The organism is Luteibacter sp. P4_D7_3 (assembly GCF_056401735.1).
This window is the reverse complement of sequence record NZ_JBFUIT010000057.1, coordinates 1-17740: the sequence shown is the minus strand read 5'-3', so window position 1 is coordinate 17740 and position 17740 is coordinate 1. Positions and strand designations below refer to the sequence as shown.

Annotated in this window: 20 protein-coding genes; 14 read left to right on the top strand and 6 right to left on the bottom strand. The window is 65.6% G+C overall.

The genetic code is table 11. The annotated features are described in order from the left end of the window. On the top strand, positions 1 to 876 hold an 876-nt coding region (era, locus tag AC1DSN_RS08045; RefSeq protein ID WP_477330228.1), incomplete at its 5' end, for a GTPase Era. A gap of 20 nt (positions 877 to 896) precedes the next feature. Next, a complete protein-coding gene (gene recO, locus AC1DSN_RS08040; RefSeq protein ID WP_477298412.1) occupies positions 897 to 1589 on the top strand; it encodes a DNA repair protein RecO in 693 nt (230 codons plus the stop codon). Here recO and AC1DSN_RS08035 read toward each other — a convergent pair. Then, entirely contained in the window at positions 1581 to 2285 is a 705-nt protein-coding gene (locus AC1DSN_RS08035) for a response regulator (RefSeq protein WP_477330226.1), read from the bottom strand. The genes recO and AC1DSN_RS08035 overlap by 9 nt on opposite strands. A gap of 45 nt (positions 2286 to 2330) precedes the next feature. Here AC1DSN_RS08035 and AC1DSN_RS08030 point away from each other — a divergent pair, with 45 nt between their 5' ends. The 8 genes from AC1DSN_RS08030 (at position 2331) to AC1DSN_RS07995 (ending at position 9588) form a co-directional block, all read left to right on the top strand. Further along, on the top strand, positions 2331 to 4358 hold the full coding sequence (locus AC1DSN_RS08030; RefSeq protein WP_477330224.1) for a translocation/assembly module TamB domain-containing protein: 2028 nt from the start codon (positions 2331 to 2333) through the stop codon (positions 4356 to 4358). A 21-nt stretch (positions 4359 to 4379) separates the two neighbouring features. Then, on the top strand, positions 4380 to 4994 hold the full coding sequence (locus AC1DSN_RS08025; RefSeq protein WP_477330222.1) for a YdbL family probable chaperone protein: 615 nt from the start codon (positions 4380 to 4382) through the stop codon (positions 4992 to 4994). A 91-nt stretch (positions 4995 to 5085) separates the two neighbouring features. Continuing rightward, positions 5086 to 6387: a 23S rRNA (uracil(1939)-C(5))-methyltransferase RlmD gene (gene rlmD / locus AC1DSN_RS08020; RefSeq protein ID WP_477330220.1), complete on the top strand. Its 1302-nt coding sequence runs from the start codon at positions 5086 to 5088 to the stop codon at positions 6385 to 6387. A gap of 15 nt (positions 6388 to 6402) precedes the next feature. Next, complete coding sequence (locus AC1DSN_RS08015; RefSeq protein ID WP_477298999.1) at positions 6403 to 6927, top strand: CYTH domain-containing protein; 525 nt, start codon at positions 6403 to 6405, stop codon at positions 6925 to 6927. Further along, on the top strand, positions 6921 to 7922 hold the full coding sequence (gene nagZ / locus AC1DSN_RS08010; protein WP_213950165.1) for a beta-N-acetylhexosaminidase: 1002 nt from the start codon (positions 6921 to 6923) through the stop codon (positions 7920 to 7922). Before AC1DSN_RS08015 ends, nagZ begins: the two co-directional genes overlap by 7 nt. A gap of 7 nt (positions 7923 to 7929) precedes the next feature. Continuing rightward, positions 7930 to 8478: a hypoxanthine-guanine phosphoribosyltransferase gene (locus tag AC1DSN_RS08005; RefSeq protein ID WP_063573810.1), complete on the top strand. Its 549-nt coding sequence runs from the start codon at positions 7930 to 7932 to the stop codon at positions 8476 to 8478. A gap of 4 nt (positions 8479 to 8482) precedes the next feature. Continuing rightward, on the top strand, positions 8483 to 9229 hold the full coding sequence (locus AC1DSN_RS08000) for an S-methyl-5'-thioinosine phosphorylase (RefSeq protein ID WP_063573811.1): 747 nt from the start codon (positions 8483 to 8485) through the stop codon (positions 9227 to 9229). 152 nt (positions 9230 to 9381) lie between these two features. Then, on the top strand, positions 9382 to 9588 hold the full coding sequence (locus tag AC1DSN_RS07995) for a cold-shock protein (RefSeq protein ID WP_063573812.1): 207 nt from the start codon (positions 9382 to 9384) through the stop codon (positions 9586 to 9588). A gap of 393 nt (positions 9589 to 9981) precedes the next feature. Here AC1DSN_RS07995 and AC1DSN_RS07990 read toward each other — a convergent pair whose 3' ends face one another. Continuing rightward, positions 9982 to 10311 (bottom strand): hypothetical protein, encoded by a 330-nt coding sequence (locus tag AC1DSN_RS07990; RefSeq protein ID WP_477296736.1) that lies wholly within the window; start codon positions 10309 to 10311, stop codon positions 9982 to 9984. A 33-nt stretch (positions 10312 to 10344) separates the two neighbouring features. Next, the gene (locus AC1DSN_RS07985; protein WP_477296735.1) at positions 10345 to 10797 is read right to left on the bottom strand and encodes a MarR family winged helix-turn-helix transcriptional regulator; all 453 of its coding nucleotides are present in this window, start codon (positions 10795 to 10797) and stop codon (positions 10345 to 10347) included. A gap of 215 nt (positions 10798 to 11012) precedes the next feature. Here AC1DSN_RS07985 and AC1DSN_RS07980 point away from each other — a divergent pair, with 215 nt between their 5' ends. The 4 genes from AC1DSN_RS07980 to AC1DSN_RS07965 all read left to right on the top strand — a co-directional run bounded on the left by AC1DSN_RS07980 (position 11013) and on the right by AC1DSN_RS07965 (position 13884). Further along, complete coding sequence (locus tag AC1DSN_RS07980; RefSeq protein ID WP_477296734.1) at positions 11013 to 11423, top strand: type IV pilus modification PilV family protein; 411 nt, start codon at positions 11013 to 11015, stop codon at positions 11421 to 11423. Further along, a complete protein-coding gene (locus AC1DSN_RS07975; protein WP_477330218.1) occupies positions 11405 to 11920 on the top strand; it encodes a PulJ/GspJ family protein in 516 nt (171 codons plus the stop codon). The genes AC1DSN_RS07980 and AC1DSN_RS07975 overlap by 19 nt, the downstream gene beginning before the upstream one ends. A gap of 222 nt (positions 11921 to 12142) precedes the next feature. Continuing rightward, positions 12143 to 13162, top strand: a complete 1020-nt coding sequence (locus AC1DSN_RS07970) for a glycosylasparaginase (RefSeq protein ID WP_213950170.1) — start codon at positions 12143 to 12145, stop codon at positions 13160 to 13162. Positions 13163 to 13164: 2 nt separating this feature from the next. After that, entirely contained in the window at positions 13165 to 13884 is a 720-nt protein-coding gene (locus AC1DSN_RS07965; protein WP_477296731.1) for a copper homeostasis protein CutC, read from the top strand. 73 nt (positions 13885 to 13957) lie between these two features. Here AC1DSN_RS07965 and AC1DSN_RS07960 read toward each other — a convergent pair whose 3' ends face one another. From AC1DSN_RS07960 to AC1DSN_RS07950, 3 genes are all read right to left on the bottom strand, one after another. Next, positions 13958 to 14815, bottom strand: coding sequence for an energy transducer TonB (locus tag AC1DSN_RS07960; RefSeq protein ID WP_477296730.1), 858 nt, complete (start codon positions 14813 to 14815; stop codon positions 13958 to 13960). Positions 14816 to 14853: 38 nt separating this feature from the next. Next, a complete protein-coding gene (pdeM, locus tag AC1DSN_RS07955; protein ID WP_213950173.1) occupies positions 14854 to 15501 on the bottom strand; it encodes a ligase-associated DNA damage response endonuclease PdeM in 648 nt (215 codons plus the stop codon). Continuing rightward, positions 15498 to 17740, bottom strand: a 2243-nt coding sequence (locus AC1DSN_RS07950; RefSeq protein WP_477330217.1) for a ligase-associated DNA damage response DEXH box helicase, incomplete at its 5' end; no start/stop codon positions are given. The genes pdeM and AC1DSN_RS07950, both read right to left, overlap by 4 nt.

Here is a 17740-nt window from a genome sequence, read left to right as displayed (position 1 = left end):
GGCTACGTCGCCCTGCTTGGTCGGCCCAATGTCGGCAAGTCGACCCTGCTCAACGCCATGATCGGCGTGCGCCTGAGCATCGTCAGTCACCGCCCGCAGACCACGCGACACCGCATTCTCGGCATTTCCACCAAGCCGACAGGGCAGATCCTCTACGTCGATACGCCCGGCATGCATCGCGGTGCCAAACGTGCGATGAACCGTAGCCTCAATCGGGCGGCGCGTACCGCCATTTCCGAGGTGAACCTGGCTGTGCAGGTGATCGAGGCCGGGCGTTGGACCGACGAAGACGCCGCCATGTACGCGGCGATTGCCGAACAGCCGGACGTGCCGAAGCTGCTGGCCATCAACAAGGTGGACCTGCAGAAGGACAAGACGATCATGCTGCCGTTCGTCGCCGACCTGATGCAGAAGCATCCGTTCGACGACGTTTATTACGTCAGTGCGCTGAAGTCCAAGGGCCTGGAAGGCCTCGAAAAGGGCATCCTCAAGCGCCTGCCTGAGCAGCCGGCCGTTTACGCCGAGGACGAAATCACCGATCGCAGCGAACGCTTCCTCGCCTCGGAAATGGTGCGCGAACAGCTCATGCTGCGCCTGAACCAGGAGCTCCCGTACGCCACTACCGTGGAAATCGAGGCCTTCCAGGATCGTCCCGACGGCATTGCCGAAGTGCACGCGGTGATCTGGGTCGAGCGCGACGGCCAGAAGGCCATCGTGATCGGCGAAGGCGGTGCCCAGCTCAAGGCCATCGGCACGTCGGCGCGCAAGCAGATGGAGGCCATGTTCGAGCGTAAGGTGTTCCTCAAGCTCTGGGTCAAGGTCCGCGAAGGCTGGGCCGACGATGAGAACCTGCTCAAGCGTTTCGGTTACGAATAAGCCGCCAGGCGCGAGCCGACATGCGCGTCGAACAGCAACCCGCATTCATCCTGCATGCCCGGCCGTACCGGGAAACATCGATGCTGGCCGAATGTCTGACCCGCGATCATGGCCGCATCGGCGTGGTCGCGCGTGGTGTACGGCGCGAGGGTGCGCGCACGCAGCGGGCCCAGCTCGAACCGTTCCAGCGCGTCGAACTCGACCTGCTGATGAAGGGCGAGCTCGCCACACTGCGTAGCGCCGAACCCTCGGGGGCGGTGCTGCGCCTGACGGGCGATGCAGGGCTTGCTGGTCTGTACCTCAATGAGCTGGTCGTTCGTCTGACCGGCCGGCAGGACGCCAATCCGGAGCTCTTTGCGTTCTACGACAGCACATTAAGCCGGATGGCCGCCGGTGAGCCGCTGGCCTGGACACTGCGGCGATTCGAGCGCGACATGCTCGACGCCCTGGGCTACGGCCTCCAGCTCGATATCGATGCGATCGATGGCTCACCGGTGGAACCCGCGCTGGTCTATTTCTACGATCCGGAGTCGGGCGTGCTGCCCGGCCGCGTCGGCGATCAACGCGCTATCCGCGGTGCCGACCTGCTTGCGCTGGCAGCGGATACCCCGCCGGATACCGCCGGGCTCTCGTCGCTCCGCCGCATGATGCGCCATGTGATCTCCTTCCATCTCGGCGGCGGCGAGCTCAAGGCCTGGCGCGTCCTACGCTAAGGCGGTGAGCGTGAGCTCGACTTCCGACTGGAAACGCCGCAGGGCGGCCGGCGATACCCGCCGCGTTTCCATCACGTGGTTTTGCAGGGCCGTTGCCTGGGCGGCCAGACGCGTTGCGCCACAGAACCCGCACGCCGAGCGCAGCCGATGCATCCGTTCGACCAGGGAGGCTGGGTCGTCGGCCAGGGTATCCAGCGCCGGCACGAGCTGAATCAACTCGTCACGGAACAGGTCGCGCAGGGCGTGCATCGTCGCCGCGTCGCCTGTTGCAAGGAGGGCTTCGTCATTGTCGAGCAAGCGGGTATCGCCGCCGACGCCCAGCGTCGCGGTCAGTGCGTTAACGAGCGCGGCAACCCGGCACGGTTTCTCGAGCACGCAGGCGAATCCCGCGTCGATCAGGGCCTGCCGCAGCACCGCGGGCATGTCGGCGCTTGTCGCCATGGCCACGGCGTCGCGCGAGGCGGCGGTGGGATCGTTCCGTAGTGCGGCGAGGACATCGATCGCGCCGCTTGACGGCATGCGGCAATCCAGCAGCATGGCATCGAATCGCATGGCGCGCGCGGCGACGAGTGCCTGCGCGCCGTCCTCCGCCAGCGTGACGATGTACCCCATCGAGGTGAGGGCGCCGCGGAGGAATTCGCGGGTCGAAGGGTCGTCGTCGGCAACGAGTATCTGTGTAGAAAGGCGGTCTGGCATGCAACGTTCCGTGTCGTTCATCTGAGTTTGGCAGAATGGCCGAGCATGCTCGCCGTATCAACCCGCACGCTCGTCCTCATTCTTGTCGCCTGCGCCTTGTTCGCGGGATCGGGAAGCGTTTGCGCGGGCGTTTCCGTTGGTGCCGATAGCCTGTCCTTGCCCGGGGTGGCCATGACCGGCATGGAGGCCGACATAAATGCGGCACCAGGCGGACAAGGGTTGCAGATCACGCTGTCAGCCAGGCAGGCCGATATGCCCGCCATGGGCTGGCAGAAGCTGGGCGTGGCCCTCGACGGAGGGCTTGATCGCGACGAGCTCGGGCGCTGGGTCTTCGACGGCGCGCTTCGGCTGAAGGGCGCGCCAGGCGGCGCACTGACGAATGCGCGCCTGCACATGGTCGCCGACGAATCGGCCAACACGCTCGAGCTCTCGGTAACCCAGGACAAGGGGAGCGCCAGGATTGCTTTGCCGATCGATCAGACCACCCACGCCCAGATCACCCTGAAGGGCCTGCCGGCCGGATGGCTCAATGGCCTGCTGTCCACCGTCTGGTCGGGTCACACCACCACCGGCCGTGTCGACGCGGATCTTGCCCTCGATCTCCTCGACAGCGGCATACAGGCCGGCGGCCAGTTCGCCCTTGACGGGATGGGTTTCGACAGCCCGGGCGGCAAACTTGCCGGGCAGAAACTCTCGGGAAGCGGGAGGCTGGGCATCGACAGCCATGCTGGCAGCACCTCGATCGACCTCGATGCCAGCCTGCGCGGTGGCGAAATCCTCCTAGGCCCGCTATACGCCGCCTTGCCCGCGCATGCCGTGCAGCTGTCGCTCGCGACGCGTTCCCAGAAAGGCATCCTGTCGATACCGCGTCTGCGACTGACGGATCCGGATGCACTGCAGCTGGAGGGCGAACTGGGCTTCAACGCGAACGGTGACCTGGCGCAGCTCCAGCTGGACCACTTCAACGCGCGTCTTCCCGCCGCCTATGACCGTTACGGCAAGGGATGGCTGCGTAGCCTGGGTATCGATGAGCTGGTCGGCGCGGGCGAGATCAGCGGGCAGGTCAGCCTCGACGCGGGTGGCCTGACGGCGTTTGCGCTGCAGACCAGCGGCCTCGATCTATCACTCGCCCAGGGCCGCCTTGGCGTCTCGGGCTTGCATGGTGCTCTGGACTGGAGCGCCAAGGGCGACCGCCCGGCGACGAAGCTCGGATGGCGTGCCCTGCAGGTCTATCGGATTCCCAACGGCGCCGCCGACGCAAACTGGCGCAGCCGCGGCGGCGCACTGACGCTGGAAAAGCCACTTGCCATTCCTGTCCTCGACGGACAGCTCCGCGTGCAGAGTCTGGCCTGGAAGCCGGCGGCGGCGAGCGGTGAGCGCCTGCAGACGTCGCTGGCGCTGACCCAGATCGACATGGGGGCGCTATGCCGCGCGCTTGGCTGGCCTGAGTTCAAGGGCACCATCGGTGGCGCCATACCTTCGATGCGCTACGTGGACGACCGCATGGAGATGGGGGGTGGCCTTTCGCTCAACGTCTTCGACGGCTTCGTTGACATCACTCGCATGACTGTCTCGCAACCCTTTGGGAATGCTCCGGTTCTCACCGGCGACATCGCGCTGCGCCAGCTCGATCTCGCACTGCTCACCTCGGTGTTCGACTTTGGCAGCATCACCGGGCGTCTCGACGGTGCGTTGACCGGTCTCCGTCTTGTCGCCTGGAAACCGGCTGCCTTCAAAGCCAGTTTCACGGCGAACGACGGTGGCCGGATCAGTCAGAAGGCCGTCAACAATCTCACCGCCGTCGGCGGCGGTGGTATCGCGGGCGGTATTCAGGGCACCGTGCTGAAGATCTTCAAGACGTTCGGCTACAAGCGCATCGGGCTGRCCTGTGTGCTCAAGGGCGACGTGTGTTCCATGGGTGGGCTGGGCAATGCGAAGGATGGCTACACTATCGTCGAAGGCAGCGGCTTGCCGCGCCTCACGGTGGTGGGCCATCAGCGGGAGGTCGACTGGCCGACCCTGGTAAGGCGCTTGCAGGCGGCCACGGAAGGTGGTGGACCGGTGGTACGATGATCATTAGAAAGGAAGTTAACAATGATGCATAAAGCACTGATTGGAATCGTTACGTCTGCTGCCATTGCCTTGGTCGGATGTGTCACCATCAATGTGTACTTCCCGGAAGCGGCGGCGCAGAAGGCAGCCGACCAGTTTATCGGCAACGTCCTGGACGACAGCGGTGTCGCGCAGCCCGCGCAGGGTTCGGGTACGGCCACGCCGGCCAGGCCTGCGCCAGGTAAGCAGCCCTCCGCTTCGTTGCTCGATCTGGTCATTCCTGCGGCCCAGGCCGCGGACGCTCCCGACATCCAGGTCCGTACACCGCAGACCGACGCGATCCGCGAGCGCATGAAGGCGCGCTTCGGTGGCCAGCTCAAGGCCCTCTTCGACAGCGGTGCCGTGGGCTTCACGGCTAACGGCCAGGTGGCCATTCGCGACGCCGGCTCGTTGCCGTTGGATCAGCGCTCGCAGGCCAACGCGATTGTCGGCCAGGAGAACACCGACCGCGACGCGCTGTACCGTGAGATCGCCCGGGCCAACGGCCACCCCGAGTGGGAAGCACAGATCCGCAAGACCTTCGCTGATGGTTGGGTCCAGCGCTCGCCGTCGGGCTGGTATTATCAGGACGCCGCCGGCGCCTGGAAGCGCAAGTAGGCTCCCGCCAGGAACGCTCGCCGCCGATCCATGTGGCGCGTCCTCCCAGCCAGCCCGGACCCTTGTCGTCCGGGCTTTACGTTTTGAGCGCATGACCGACATCGAAGCCACTATCACCAACCTCAGCCACGACGGCCGGGGTGTTGCCCGCATCGACAACAAGGCCACGTTCGTCTCCGGCGCGCTGCTGGGCGAACGCGTCGTGCTCAGGTACGTCAAACGTCACCGCAGTTACGACGACGCCGAAATCGTCAGCGTGATCGAAGCCTCGCCCCATCGCGTCGAGCCGAAGTGCCGGCATTTCGGCCAGTGCAGCGGCTGCTCCCTGCAGCACATGGATCCCGCCGCGCAGATTGCCGCCAAACAGCACGTACTGGCCGAGAATTTCGAGCGGATCGGTAAGGTCACGCCGGCATCCTGGCTGCCGCCGCTGTCCGCCCAGCCCTGGGCCTACCGGCGCAAGGGTCGGTTCTCCGTGCGCTACGTGGCCAAGAAGGAGCGCGTGCTGGTCGGTTTCCGCGACGAATCCAATACCCGCCTCGTCGCCGACATCGACCGTTGCGAGGTGATCCATCCTGCCCTCGGCCCCAAGGTGGGCCTCCTGGCCAACCTGGTCAGCGGCATGGATGCGGCACGCGATATCCCGCAGATCGAGTTCGCGGCGGGCGACGATACCGTCGCCCTGGTGTTCCGTCATCTGTCGCCCTTGTCCGACCGCGATCGCGCCGCCCTGGTGGCTTTCGGTAGCGAGCACGGTTTCGCCATCTACCAGCAATCCGGCAACCAGAGCAGCGTTCATCCGATCTGGCCCGAGGCACCGCGGCTATCGTTCGCCGTCCCGGCCGACAACATCGAACTGGAGTTCCTTCCGCTGGATTTCGTCCAGGTCAATGCGGAGATGAACCAGCTCATGCTGGCGCGGACGATGGAGCTGCTCGACCTGCAGCCGACGGACAGGGTGCTCGATCTATTCTGCGGGCTGGGTAACTTCACCCTTCCGATGGCCCGTCATGCGGCCGAGGTGGTCGGCGTCGAGGGCGAGCACGGTCTGGTCGAGCGTGCCGCGGCCAACGCCGCACGTAATGGACTGGCGAACGTTTCGTTCCGCGTGGCCAACCTGTTCGACGACCAGCGCTCGGCGCCCTGGGCCAGCCAGGCCTGGGACAAGATCCTGCTCGATCCGCCCCGTGCCGGTGCCGACAAGGTATTGGAGTACTTGCCACGCAAGGGCACGAACCGGATTGTCTACGTGTCCTGCCATCCGGGATCGCTGGCTCGCGACGCCGGTATTCTCGTGGCGAAGCACGGCTTCAGACTGGTGTCGGCGGGGGTAATGGACATGTTCCCGCACACCGCGCACGTGGAATCCATCGCGCTGTTCGAGCGCGGCTGAGACAACGGGAGACCCATGGGTATCGAGATCGAACGCAAGTTCCTGCTCGCCAGCGACGACTGGCGTGCCATCGTGGTCCGCAGCGAACGAATCGCCCAGGGCTATCTGTCCGGGTCCGCGGCGATCCAGGCGGGCGTGGTGAAGTGCTCGGTACGCGTGCGGATATCGGGCGAGCTTGCGTGGCTGAACATCAAGTCGGCCACGCTCGGCATATCGCGCCAGGAATTCGAATACCCGATTCCCGTGACCGATGCCGAACGCCTGCTCGCCGAACTCTCCGATGGCGTGCTCGAGAAAGTTCGTCATCATGTCATGCTCGACGGTACACACTTCGAGATCGACGAATTCCTCGGCGCGAACGCGGGGCTCATCGTCGCCGAAGTGGAGCTGGCGCATGCCGATGCCGCATACCCGACGCCGGGCTGGCTCGGTCTTGAGGTGAGCGAGCATGTGCGCTATTTCAACGTCAATCTGATCGACCGGCCTTACGCGCTCTGGTCGTCGGCCGAACGGGAAGGGAAGGAGGACGCAGCATGCTGATCATCGGTCTGTCCGGTACCGAGCTGGCTCCGCACGAGCAGGGGCGCCTCACGGCTCATGGCGTCTCGGGTGTCATCCTGTTTTCGCGCAACTTCGCTTCGCGCGAGCAGGTGACCCGCATGATCGAGTCGATCCGTGCGGTGGCGGGGGAGGACTTCCTCGTTTGCGTCGACCAGGAAGGCGGTCGGGTGCAGCGTTTTCGTGACGGCTTCACCCGGCTGCCGTCGCTGGCGTCGATCGGCAAGCTCTACGACACCGTTCCGTATGAAGCGATCAACCGTGCGGAAGAACATGCCTGGATCATGGCCAGTGAAATGCGCGCGGTGGGCGTCGACTTCAGCTTCGCTCCCGTTGCCGACCTCGGCCGTGGCAGTGCCGCCATCGGCGATCGAGCCTTTCACGCCGATCCGGCCATCGCCGCTGAACTGACGCAGGCCTATGTGCGTGGCATGCACCTGGGCGGCATGGCCGCGGTGCTCAAACACTACCCTGGCCACGGCTCCGTCAAGGAAGATACCCACGAATCCGTGGCCGTCGATACGCGTAGCAAGAACGATATCCTCACCACGGACTTGCTGCCCTTCGTTGCCGGCATCGAAGCGCATGCGGAGGCCGTGATGGCTGCCCACGTGAAATACACCGCCGTGGACGACCAGCCAGCGGGCTATTCCCACGTATGGATCGAAGAGATCCTTCGCGGTGAACTCGGCTTCCGCGGCTGCGTGTTCGGCGACGACATCAGCATGGCCGCGGCCGGCAGCGTCGGCGGCATCGCCGCTCGTGTCGGCGCCAACCTCGATGCGGGCTGCGATCTCGTGCTCGCCTGCTTTCCCGACGTCGTTCCCGAGGCGATCGCGGCGGTCAAGGACCGCCGACTGTCGCTCGCCGAGCGGATCACTCCCTTGCGCGGGGCGATCGGCTCGACATGGGAAGGACTCGTCGACAATCCCCAGCGCGATCGTTTCATCGCGCGCGTGACCGCTTTGGAGCTGTAATCCACCCATGACCGCCACCGCTTCGCTCGACTATGCGCTTGCGCACTCCGACGTCCTGTTCACCCGCGAGCAGCTCGATACCGAAATCGTCCGCATGGGCCGCGACATCGACGCGGCCCTGGACGGCGAGGTTCCCGTGTTCCTTACCGTGATGCACGGCGCGCTCATCTTCGCCGGTCAACTGGCCTTCGCCATCCGCACGGACCTCGAATTCGACTATGTACACGCGACCCGCTATCGCGGCGAGACCAGTGGCAGCGACCTGCACTGGCTGCGCAGGCCGCAGGTGCCGTTGCACGAGCGTACGGTGGTGCTCGTCGACGACATCCTCGACGAAGGCCATACGCTGAAGGCCGTGCGCGACGCCTGCCTGGACATGGGGGCGAAGCGCGTTCTGCTCGCGGTGCTCTGCACCAAGCTGCACGATCGCCGTGCGCATGGCATCGAAGCGGATTTCAACGGTGTCGACCTGCCGGACCGCTACGTGTTCGGTTACGGCATGGACTACCACGAGCAGGCCCGCAACCTGCCGGCCATCTACGCGCTGAAGGACTGACGCCATGTCGATCGATCTGGCCGTCATCGGCGGCAGCGGGCTCTATCAGTTCGAAGGACTGGAAAACACGGAGCGGCACGCGGTGGAGACGCCATTCGGGCCGGCCTCGGGCGACATCGTCACCGGCGACTTCGGCGGCAAGCGTCTGGCCTTCCTGGCACGCCATGGTGAGAGCCATACGGTACCGCCGCACCGCGTGAACTACCGGGCCAACCTCTGGGCGTTGCATTCGCTGGGCGCTCGCCGCGTCGTGGCGGTCAATGCCGTGGGCGGTATCCGCGACGACATGGGTCCACGCGTCCTGGTGGTGCCTGACCAGATCGTCGATTACACCCATGGCCGTTACACCAGCTTCAATGACGTGGAAGGGGCGGAAGTCCGCCATATCGATTTCAGCGAGCCCTATACCGAAAGCCTGCGCCAGGCGATTCTGGCCGCCGCCCGTGCCGAAGGCCTGGCGATCATCGACGGCGGCTGTCATGGGATCACCCAGGGACCGCGCCTGGAGACCCGCGCCGAGATCGCCCGGATGAAGCGCGATGGCTGCGATCTGGTCGGGATGACCGGTATGCCCGAGGCCGTGCTGGCGCGCGAACTGGATATCGAATTCGCCTGCCTTGCGCTGGTCGCCAACTACGCCGCCGGTGCGGGTGACGAGGCCGAAATCAGCATCGAAGAGATCTTCGCGCACCTCGCCGCAGCCACAGCGAACGTGCCGCCTATCCTCGGTCGCCTCCTCGCTGGGGTCTGATTTTCGGCGATCGACTGGGAAAAAGTCGCAGTTGCGCTTTGCCTGCGAACTTGTCGATACTTCGCCTGCGCCGCGGGGGCAGGCCAAGGGGATCCATGGGGAACGCCTCGCCAACGCAGGGGCGCTTCCAATCCATGTCCAGAGGTTTCCGCATGCGTTTCGGTACGGTCAAGTGGTTCAACGACGCCAAGGGTTTCGGTTTCATCGCGCCTGAGGACGGTGGGGAGGACGTGTTCGTCCACTTTTCTGCGATCAATTCCAAGGGCTTCCGCAGCCTGCAGGAAGGCCAGCGCGTACAATTTGAAGTCACCACGGGCCCGAAGGGCGCGCAGGCTTCGGGCGTCGAAATCGCGGCGTAATCGCCGGGATAGCATCGCCAGGAAAAACCCCGCATGTGAGTGCGGGGTTTTTTTTTGGCTCTTCGCGGAATGCCGGGGGCGCCGCGGCGGGCGGGGACGTCGCGGCGGACGCGGACGTCGCGGCGCAGAGCCTTCGGTGCCCACCCTCGCTGCTCAGACACGTCCTCCGCGTTTCGTAGCGGAAAGGCCGCTGCGCGGCCGTAGGCCAAATAGAGCCATGGGCCGCGTGAGCGGCCTTTCCTTGTCGAACGCGGAGGACGTGTCTGAGCCGCGAGGGTGGGCACCAAGGTCTCCCCGCGAGACGCTAAAGTGTAGAGAGCGACGGCGAAGCCGAGCCCGCGAAGCCGAAGGCGAGCCATGCGCGAGGTGCGAGGATGCCCGTTGCAGTGGCGCTCACGAAGGCGTCGAGGTATCGCCGCCGTGGAAGCGGCCGAACAGTCGCGCGCACAGCAGGCCCATGAGCAGGACGCCGAGGCCGAGCGCTGCGACATCGCCGGTGGCCCTCCAGTCGAAATTGCCGCCGCGCCGGATGAGTGCGTAGCTGACGACGAGATTGAAGAAGCCCCAGCACACATTGATTGTCGAGGAGGAAAGACCTTTCCCCCGCGGCTTCGCAAAGGGACTCTGAAACGCTCGTCCGGTCACTCCGCTGAGGAAGTGAGGGATGGCGTTCGTGAAAAAGAGACCCGCGAAGAAATAGGACACGAGATCAAGCCATGCCATTGCTGTGGTTTCCTGGAGCGGGCCGCGATGGGCTCAGAAGTCGGTGAGTCGCTGCAGCAGTCGTATCGCGGCGGCGAGCTCGCTTTGTTCGACGGGAGAAAGTTGCGCGTGCAGGGCGCGGACGAGCCAGTCGTCCTTGGCGGCGCGACTTGCCTTGATGGTCTTGCGAAAGGCCGTTGTCAGGTCGACGAGGGTTTGCCGCCCGTCGGTCGGGTCGGGTCTGCCGGCGATAGCCTTCATCGCTTCGAGCCCGGCCACGGTGATGCGCATGGACTGGGGCCGCACGCCTTCCGCACGAGCCAACGCCGACACGGTAGCCGCGCCGTCGCGGTCGAGACGGAGCAGGACGGACTTCTGCGACGACGTGAAGTCGCCCGGATGCGATTGCTCCCTTAAGCGCCTGACCAGCTTGCCGCCGGTAATTCGTAGTTCGGCGGCCAGTGGGGCAAGGGATGGGGCTTCGGAGGCGGCAGAGGGCTTGGCCATGGGCGGACGATATCATGAATACAGAAAAACTGTACAGGTAAACTGTATAACGTCGTGGCGAAGTACCAGGGGTCAGTGAGCGATCGCGCGGGCCAGGGCAGCAGCACGCCTACGTGAGAGTCTTCCGAACGCGCTCGGCAGGTCCGCTTTCGGGCTTACGAAGGCTGCGGAAAGGCCGGGCATCACCGAGCGCCTCATCGGGCGAACGTGGGCCCATGCATAGTCGTGGCTCTTCACTCGTCGAATCCCTCGTCGCCATGTCGATCTTTTCGATCGGAACGGCGGCGACCGGCGCATGGTTCGCGCAGAGCCTCGCTGCCGACGCGCAGGTGTCGCGGGTGTTGGCGGCGGATGCGATGGCTTCAAGCCTGGCGGCCCGCATGCGATACAACCGGGCCGGTGTGGCGGGAGGTCACTACACGGTGTCGGTGGATGCGTCGAGCTGCGTTCATGCCTGCGATGCCGCCGCATTGGCCTCCGACGACATGCGGCGCTTTCGCGAAGCACTGACGACACACCTCGGGCCGGCGGCGGACGGCCGGGTGCAATGCGATGTGGCGGAAGCGTGTGACATCCGCATGACCCGGCAGGGGCGAGAGGTGCTGGCATGGCGTGTCAGATTGTGAGAGCCCGTGGCTTCAGTCTCGTCGAGCTGAGCGTGGGGTTGTGTATTGCTTCGATCGTCGCGGTCATGGCGACGATGTCGCTCGYGGCGGCCGGTATCGCGTTGCAACGACACCTGATCGCAAGTCGTGATGAAGACCGGGCATGGTTGGCGCTGGCCGCCATCGTCCGCGATCTGCAGCTCGCCGATGAATGGCATATGTGCACGGAGGCACGCGACTGTCCGAAGAAGGCGATGGCCAGGGAGTACGACATGCCTGCCTTGCTGGCAGGAAACGTCGCGTGGCTGGTCGCGGACGAGCTGCGTCGTTGCGATAACGTCTGCCAGACGTACGTCGACGGCGTTGCGTCGCTTGAGGTAATTGCGGACATTCCCGCGCACGAGGGACTCACTGATCGCCGGCCGCTTCTGCAATGGCACGGGGACCGGGCCCGTGCGTTGGAGATCACCGTGACCCTGCGCGACCGTCGCCGCTTCAGCCAGGTCGTGTCCCGGTGAGGCCCGGGCCCTTGAGGCGCCACCGACAGCCCATCCGCGGATCGATCCTCATCCTTGTGCTCGCGGTGTTAGCCATGCTGACGATCCTGGGCGCCATCCTGTCGCGGTCCGTCTATACGCGGTCGATGGCGCTGCAGGATGCCCGGYGCGGTGGCACCTCACACGTGTCGCATGCGACCATCGGGGAGGGCGCAAACGGTGCGCCGTAGAACGAGGATGTCCATGGACCGCAGACGATTCCTGCAGGGGGCGACGATCGCGTCCGGGGTGGCCCTTGCTACCAAGAGCCTTGCCAGGGGCGAGCCGCCGGCGGCATCGGGTGGGATGGTTCCGCGCGTCTGCTCCACCTGGGACTTCGGCGTCGCCGCCAATCAGGCAGCGTGGAAAGTCCTCTCGGGGGGTGGCCGCGCACTGGATGCGGTGGAGCAGGGCGCGCGCGTTCCCGAAGCGGATCTGCGCAATCACAGTGTCGGCCGCGCCGGTTATCCGGATCGCGACGGCAAGGTGACCCTGGACGCCAGCATCATGGACGAGCACGGCAACTGCGGCGCGGTGGCCGCAATGGAACACATCGCGCACCCCATTTCCGTGGCACGCCGCGTGATGGAACGCACGCCGCACGTGTTGCTCGTCGGTGACGGCGCCACGCAGTTCGCGATCGAACAGGGCTTCCCCCGCGAGGAACTATTGACCCCGGAATCGGATAAGGCCTGGCACGAATGGCTGAAGACGGCGAAGTACAAGCCGTCTGCCAACAGCGAGGTCAAGACCTATAACGCCGGTCCGGGCGGAACGCCGGGCGATGCAAGCAATCACGACACCATCGGCATGCTCGCGATCGACGCGAAGGGCAACCTGTCCGGTGCCTGCACGACCAGCGGCATGGCCTGGAAGATCCACGGTCGCGTCGGTGACAGTCCGATCATCGGCGCGGGTCTTTACGTCGATAACGACATCGGCGGCGCGACATCCACCGGCGTCGGTGAGGAAGTGATCCGCAACGTCGGCAGCTTCCTCGTGGTTGAACTCATGCGTCAGGGCCGATCGCCCGAGGACGCCTGCCGGGAGGCGGTCGAGCGCATCCTCCGCCGCAAGCCGGACGCGAAGGATCTCCAGGTCGGCTTCCTTGCCATGGACAAGAAAGGCAACGTCGGCGCGTGGGCAATCCAGTCCGGCTTCTCTTACGCGGTGTGCGATGCGAAGAAGCAGGACACCCTGATTCCCGGCAAGAGCACGTATTGACCATGGCCCTGCTGGAAGTTGCCGCGAACTCGATCGCTTCCGCTTTCGCCGCGCAGTCCGGTGGCGCCGGGCGCGTGGAGCTATGTGCGAGCCTGGACGAAGGTGGCGTGACGCCGTCCCATGGCACGATCGCACTGGCACGGGAGGGTCTGGACATCCCTCTCTACGTGCTGGTCCGGCCGCGCGCGGGAAACTTTCTCTACGAGAACGCCGAGATCGAATCCATGCTCGACGACATTGCCCACTGCGCGGACCTCGGTTGCGATGGCGTGGTCGTCGGTGCACTGACCGCCGAGGGCGAAGTGGATGCCGAGGCCTGCCAGTTGTTCCTGCAGGCTGCCGGTTCGATGGGCGTCACCTTCCATCGTGCCTTCGATCTCGTCGCCGATCGCAGCGCGGCGCTGGAGACGGTGATCGAACTGGGCTTCGAACGTGTGCTCACCTCAGGCGGCATGCACAGCGCCGTGGCGGGTGCTTCGTCCATCGCGCGCCTGGTGGCACAGGCGGGCGGTCGCATCGTCGTCATGCCTGGCGCGGGCATCGAGCCCGACAACGTGGCCGCGTTGCGTAATGTGACCCGAGCACGCGAATTCCACGCCTCCGCCAAGCGTCGCCTGCCGTCCGGGATGCGTCGAACGCCCTCGGACGATCTCGGCATGGGCGGCGGTGAGATTCGTACCGATGAAGAAACCGTTCGCGCGCTGGTTACGGCGCTGAGCTGAACGGATCGTGCGATGGCACGGTCGCCTCACCGCATGGCAAGGCGGCCGCCGAAGCCTTGATGACTGAGGCTCTTCAGGAGGAACTAACAGGCGTGAGCAGCTTCAGTCCGCTGCCGACGAGGGACAGCTGCCCGTCCGGTAGCGCGTCCGTGCTGCCGCTATCCTTGCGGTCTTCCTTTACCCAGTCAGCCGTTTCCTTCGGGCCCGGCACGTACGCGGTCCACTGCCCGTAGGTGTCGGCGGCGGCGCCATTGCGGTTGAGTCTGAACATCACCGGCGCGCGGACAATATAGAACGGGTCGTTCGCATGCGGCCCGCTGCTCGGAATGTGGAAGGTCCAGTCCCTGGCCGCGAGTACGCTCGGACCGGCAAGGGCCTTGCGCCAGACGCGCATATCGGGATCGGATCCCACCACGCCCAGGTTCACCTGCTCGGCGCTGACATCGACCACCTTGCCGTCGTGTCCGACCTTCATCAACAGGATGACGACGCCCTCGACGCGATCGGCCACGGCGGCCATGGGATAGCCGGGCGCCTTTCGCTCGGCATAGCTGATCTGCTCGCCGTCCTTGTGTTCGTCACCGAACGTGGCACCCGCGACGCGGGCGACGAAGTCGCTGCTGTCGGCACCTTCACGACGCGCCACGATGCGCAAGCTCATGGGCGCTCGCGCATTGACGGCGTGGCCGTCACGCAGGACCGGCTCGAAACGCCACGCGGCAGCTGTATTCTGGACCAGGCCGAGCACGTCGGCGGGCACCTTGTCTTTCTTGTCGATCTCATAGGAGGCCACGCTGCCATCCGGCGCGACGGTGACGCTGCCGGTGAGGATCATGCTGGCCTCGACGCGCTTGCGCACCGCACCGGGGCCGCCGGCACTCGCCACGCCGGCGATGGCCAGGGCTGCCAAACCAACGAACAGACGCTTCATGCGCTTCTCCATGTCAGGTGGTCCGCAAAGTATGCCAGCTAGCGTATGTCAGGAACGAGACCGGCTGGTGTAGCGGCCACAATCTGCCGGCCGGGGGCGGCGGTGACCTCGTAAAGTCCGGTGAGGGTGCCAAAGGCGGGCAACATGCCGACATCGCGGTCGAAGACGAACGCAGGCAGACGATGCCTGCGCCAGCCGTCGCGGATGACGACGCCGGGATGTACGTGGCCGGCCAGCGTGTACCCGGTAGTGTGCGGATGCGGATGGTGCGAGAACACGAACGGCGCGACATCGAGCCGGTCCGGGACCACGTCGATACCGAGCGAGCGAACATCGAAGTGGCGATCATGGTTGCCGGCGATCAGCAGCACGTCGATGTCCGCGTGGAAGCGGCGCCACGCACGCACACGGTCCACCCACGCACTCCGTTCCGTGGCGGCACCGTGGACGAGGTCGCCGAGGACGACGAGACGTTCCGGTGCGAACTCGTGAATCAGGGCATCCAGGCGTGCGAGGTCGTCGTCGGTGTCGCCACTGGGAACGGCGATGCCCGCGCGACGGAAGACGGCACCCTTGCCGAAATGCACGTCGGACACGAGCAGGGTACGCGCGGCTGCCCAGTACACCGCGCGCTGCGCGTGCAGCGTGAGACGTTCACCGGCGACGACGATGTCGAGCGTCATCATGTGTCGGCATCCGCTTCGAGCGTGGCCCGCATGCGTTCGACGCGACTCTTCCAGTCATCGGTGGCAATGCCACCGCGCAGGCGTTCGACCCATAGCGGAAAGGCGAATGGGCTGAGTCGTTTCGGTTCGCGCCAGAGCAGGTGCGAGCGCGCGACCCGCAGCAGGCACGCGCGTAACCGCGTGTAGTCGAGTTGCTGGTCGAGCACCTCGCGCTCGGCTTGCCAGAGGAGGGGGTGGGTCGGGTCGTGCCGGCGCAGGACGTCGAACAGCAGGCCACTCGATACCTGGAGTTGTCGCAGCGTCTTTCCCGCGGCGGGATAGCCGTTGAAAACAAGCCCCGCGACACGAGCTATCTCGCGGAACTGCCGCCGAGCCAGTTCGGTGAGGTTGACGCTGGCCAGGATATCCGTGCGCAGGCGTGCCGGATGCAGCAACTGCCGCATCGCTTCTGCGTCGAGCGTCGGCATGCGCGCCGCCGTGAGGGCCAGGCCGTAATCATTCACCGCGTAACCATAGTCGCCGGGATGGAGGCGGGCGAGACGATAGGCGAGCAGAGCAGCGAGGCCCTCGTGCGCGAGGCGTCCAGCGAAGGGAAACAGGAACAGATAGTCACCCTCGCGCGTGCGGGTACGTTCGCATAGCGTTTCGTCGACGGCAGGAACGGCGGAGTGACGTCGCTGGATCGCGAGCAGGGGAGCGAGGGTGCGCATTYCGGCACTGTGCGGAGCGCCTTCGGTTAAGGTGCGGCGAAGTTCGTCCGAGAGTTCGCCGGAAAGCGGAAGGCGTCCGCCCATCCAGCGCGGAACACCGCCACGGCGGTTCGGTGCGGCGCGCACGTAGGCTGTCATGTCCCGGATGCGTACGAGCTCGAGATTGCGGCCCGCGAAGAGGAAGCGATCGCCGGGCCGGAGTCGCGACAGGAAGCTCTCCTCGACCGTGCCCAGTCGCGCACCCTTCATGTAACGCACCTGGAGGCTCCCATCCGAGGTGATTGTGCCGATCGACAACCGGTGCATGCGTGCAATGCGTCCGCTCTCGACGTGATAGCGGCCGTCGGTTTCGACCAGCTTCCGGTATTCGGGATAACTCGCCAGCGCCGTACCGCCGGTGCGCAGATAGGCGAGCACGGCGTCGAACCGTTCACGGGGAAATTTCGCGTACGCGAACGAGGACGTGATCTCCGCATAAGCCTCGTCCGCTGTGAAGCCACCACCAAGGGCCATCGTGAGGAGGTGCTGGGCAAGGACATCGAGACAACCGCGCATCGGGTGGCGTGGTTCGAGGTGATCTTCCGCGAGTGCGCGCCGGGCCGCGGCGATCTCCGCCAGCTCCAGCAGATGGGTCGGCACGCAGAGAATGCGCGAAGGCATACCCGGCTGGTGTCCACTTCGGCCGGCGCGTTGCAACAGGCGGGCAATGCTCTTGGGGCTTCCTACCTGCAGTACCTGCTCCACGCTGGAGAAGTCCACGCCGAGATCGAGGCTCGACGTCGCGACGACACAACGTAGCGTGCCCCGTCGCAAGGCCTCCTCCGTGGCGAAGCGCAGCTTCGGATCGATGGAGCCGTGATGCAGCGCGAGCGTCTCCAGCGGCTCTGGCCAGACCGACGCCAGCGCCTCGTGCCACAGCTCGGCTTGTGAGCGCGTGTTGGCGAACACGAGGCTTGTCTTTGCCGCGAGTACGGCGCCCAGCACGCGCGGCAGTTGCGACAGGCCAAGGTGACCTGCCCAGGGGAATCGCTCACCGCCTTCGGGGAGTGCCGTGTCGATATGGGTTTTCTTACGCGAGCTGCCCCCGATGAGGACGCCGTCGCCAGCCAGCGCGTGGAGTGCTTCGTCGAGGTTGCCGAGCGTCGCGGAAAGGCCCCAGCTGCGCAGTGCCGGCAGCCAGTGCCGCAGGCGCGCGAGACCGAGTTGTAGCAGGGTGCCGCGCTTGTTGCCGATGAGTTCGTGCCACTCATCGATGACGATGCCGCGCAGGTGGGCGAAACGCTCGCGCGCGTCGGGGTAGCTGAGCAACAGGGCGAGGCTTTCCGGCGTGGTCACCAGCAGCTCGCACGCGCCGCGGCGCAGTTTTGCACGCTCGGAACTACCGCTGTCACCGGTGCGCCGGAGCACTCGCCAAGGGAGCTCCATGGCCTCGACAGCAGCGGTGAGATGTTGCGTCGTGTCGGTGGCGAGCGAGCGAAGAGGCGTGATCCAGAGCAGTTGCAGCCCCGTCTGTGGGCGCAGTACCGCAT

What these genes read in the sequence shown, in the direction of transcription:
- recO (WP_477298412.1), top strand. Translation starts at nt 897, where the DNA reads ATGCGCGTCGAACAGCAACCCGCATTCATCCTGCATGCCCGGCCGTAC.
- AC1DSN_RS08035 (WP_477330226.1), bottom strand. Translation starts at nt 2,285, where the DNA reads ATGCCAGACCGCCTTTCTACACAGATACTCGTTGCCGACGACGACCCT.
- AC1DSN_RS08025 (WP_477330222.1), top strand. Translation starts at nt 4,380, where the DNA reads ATGATGCATAAAGCACTGATTGGAATCGTTACGTCTGCTGCCATTGCC.
- rlmD (WP_477330220.1), top strand. Translation starts at nt 5,086, where the DNA reads ATGACCGACATCGAAGCCACTATCACCAACCTCAGCCACGACGGCCGG.
- AC1DSN_RS08015 (WP_477298999.1), top strand. Translation starts at nt 6,403, where the DNA reads ATGGGTATCGAGATCGAACGCAAGTTCCTGCTCGCCAGCGACGACTGG.
- nagZ (WP_213950165.1), top strand. Translation starts at nt 6,921, where the DNA reads ATGCTGATCATCGGTCTGTCCGGTACCGAGCTGGCTCCGCACGAGCAG.
- AC1DSN_RS08005 (WP_063573810.1), top strand. Translation starts at nt 7,930, where the DNA reads ATGACCGCCACCGCTTCGCTCGACTATGCGCTTGCGCACTCCGACGTC.
- AC1DSN_RS08000 (WP_063573811.1), top strand. Translation starts at nt 8,483, where the DNA reads ATGTCGATCGATCTGGCCGTCATCGGCGGCAGCGGGCTCTATCAGTTC.
- AC1DSN_RS07995 (WP_063573812.1), top strand. Translation starts at nt 9,382, where the DNA reads ATGCGTTTCGGTACGGTCAAGTGGTTCAACGACGCCAAGGGTTTCGGT.
- AC1DSN_RS07990 (WP_477296736.1), bottom strand. Translation starts at nt 10,311, where the DNA reads ATGGCATGGCTTGATCTCGTGTCCTATTTCTTCGCGGGTCTCTTTTTC.
- AC1DSN_RS07985 (WP_477296735.1), bottom strand. Translation starts at nt 10,797, where the DNA reads ATGGCCAAGCCCTCTGCCGCCTCCGAAGCCCCATCCCTTGCCCCACTG.
- AC1DSN_RS07980 (WP_477296734.1), top strand. Translation starts at nt 11,013, where the DNA reads ATGCATAGTCGTGGCTCTTCACTCGTCGAATCCCTCGTCGCCATGTCG.
- AC1DSN_RS07970 (WP_213950170.1), top strand. Translation starts at nt 12,143, where the DNA reads ATGGACCGCAGACGATTCCTGCAGGGGGCGACGATCGCGTCCGGGGTG.
- AC1DSN_RS07965 (WP_477296731.1), top strand. Translation starts at nt 13,165, where the DNA reads ATGGCCCTGCTGGAAGTTGCCGCGAACTCGATCGCTTCCGCTTTCGCC.
- AC1DSN_RS07960 (WP_477296730.1), bottom strand. Translation starts at nt 14,815, where the DNA reads ATGAAGCGTCTGTTCGTTGGTTTGGCAGCCCTGGCCATCGCCGGCGTG.
- pdeM (WP_213950173.1), bottom strand. Translation starts at nt 15,501, where the DNA reads ATGATGACGCTCGACATCGTCGTCGCCGGTGAACGTCTCACGCTGCAC.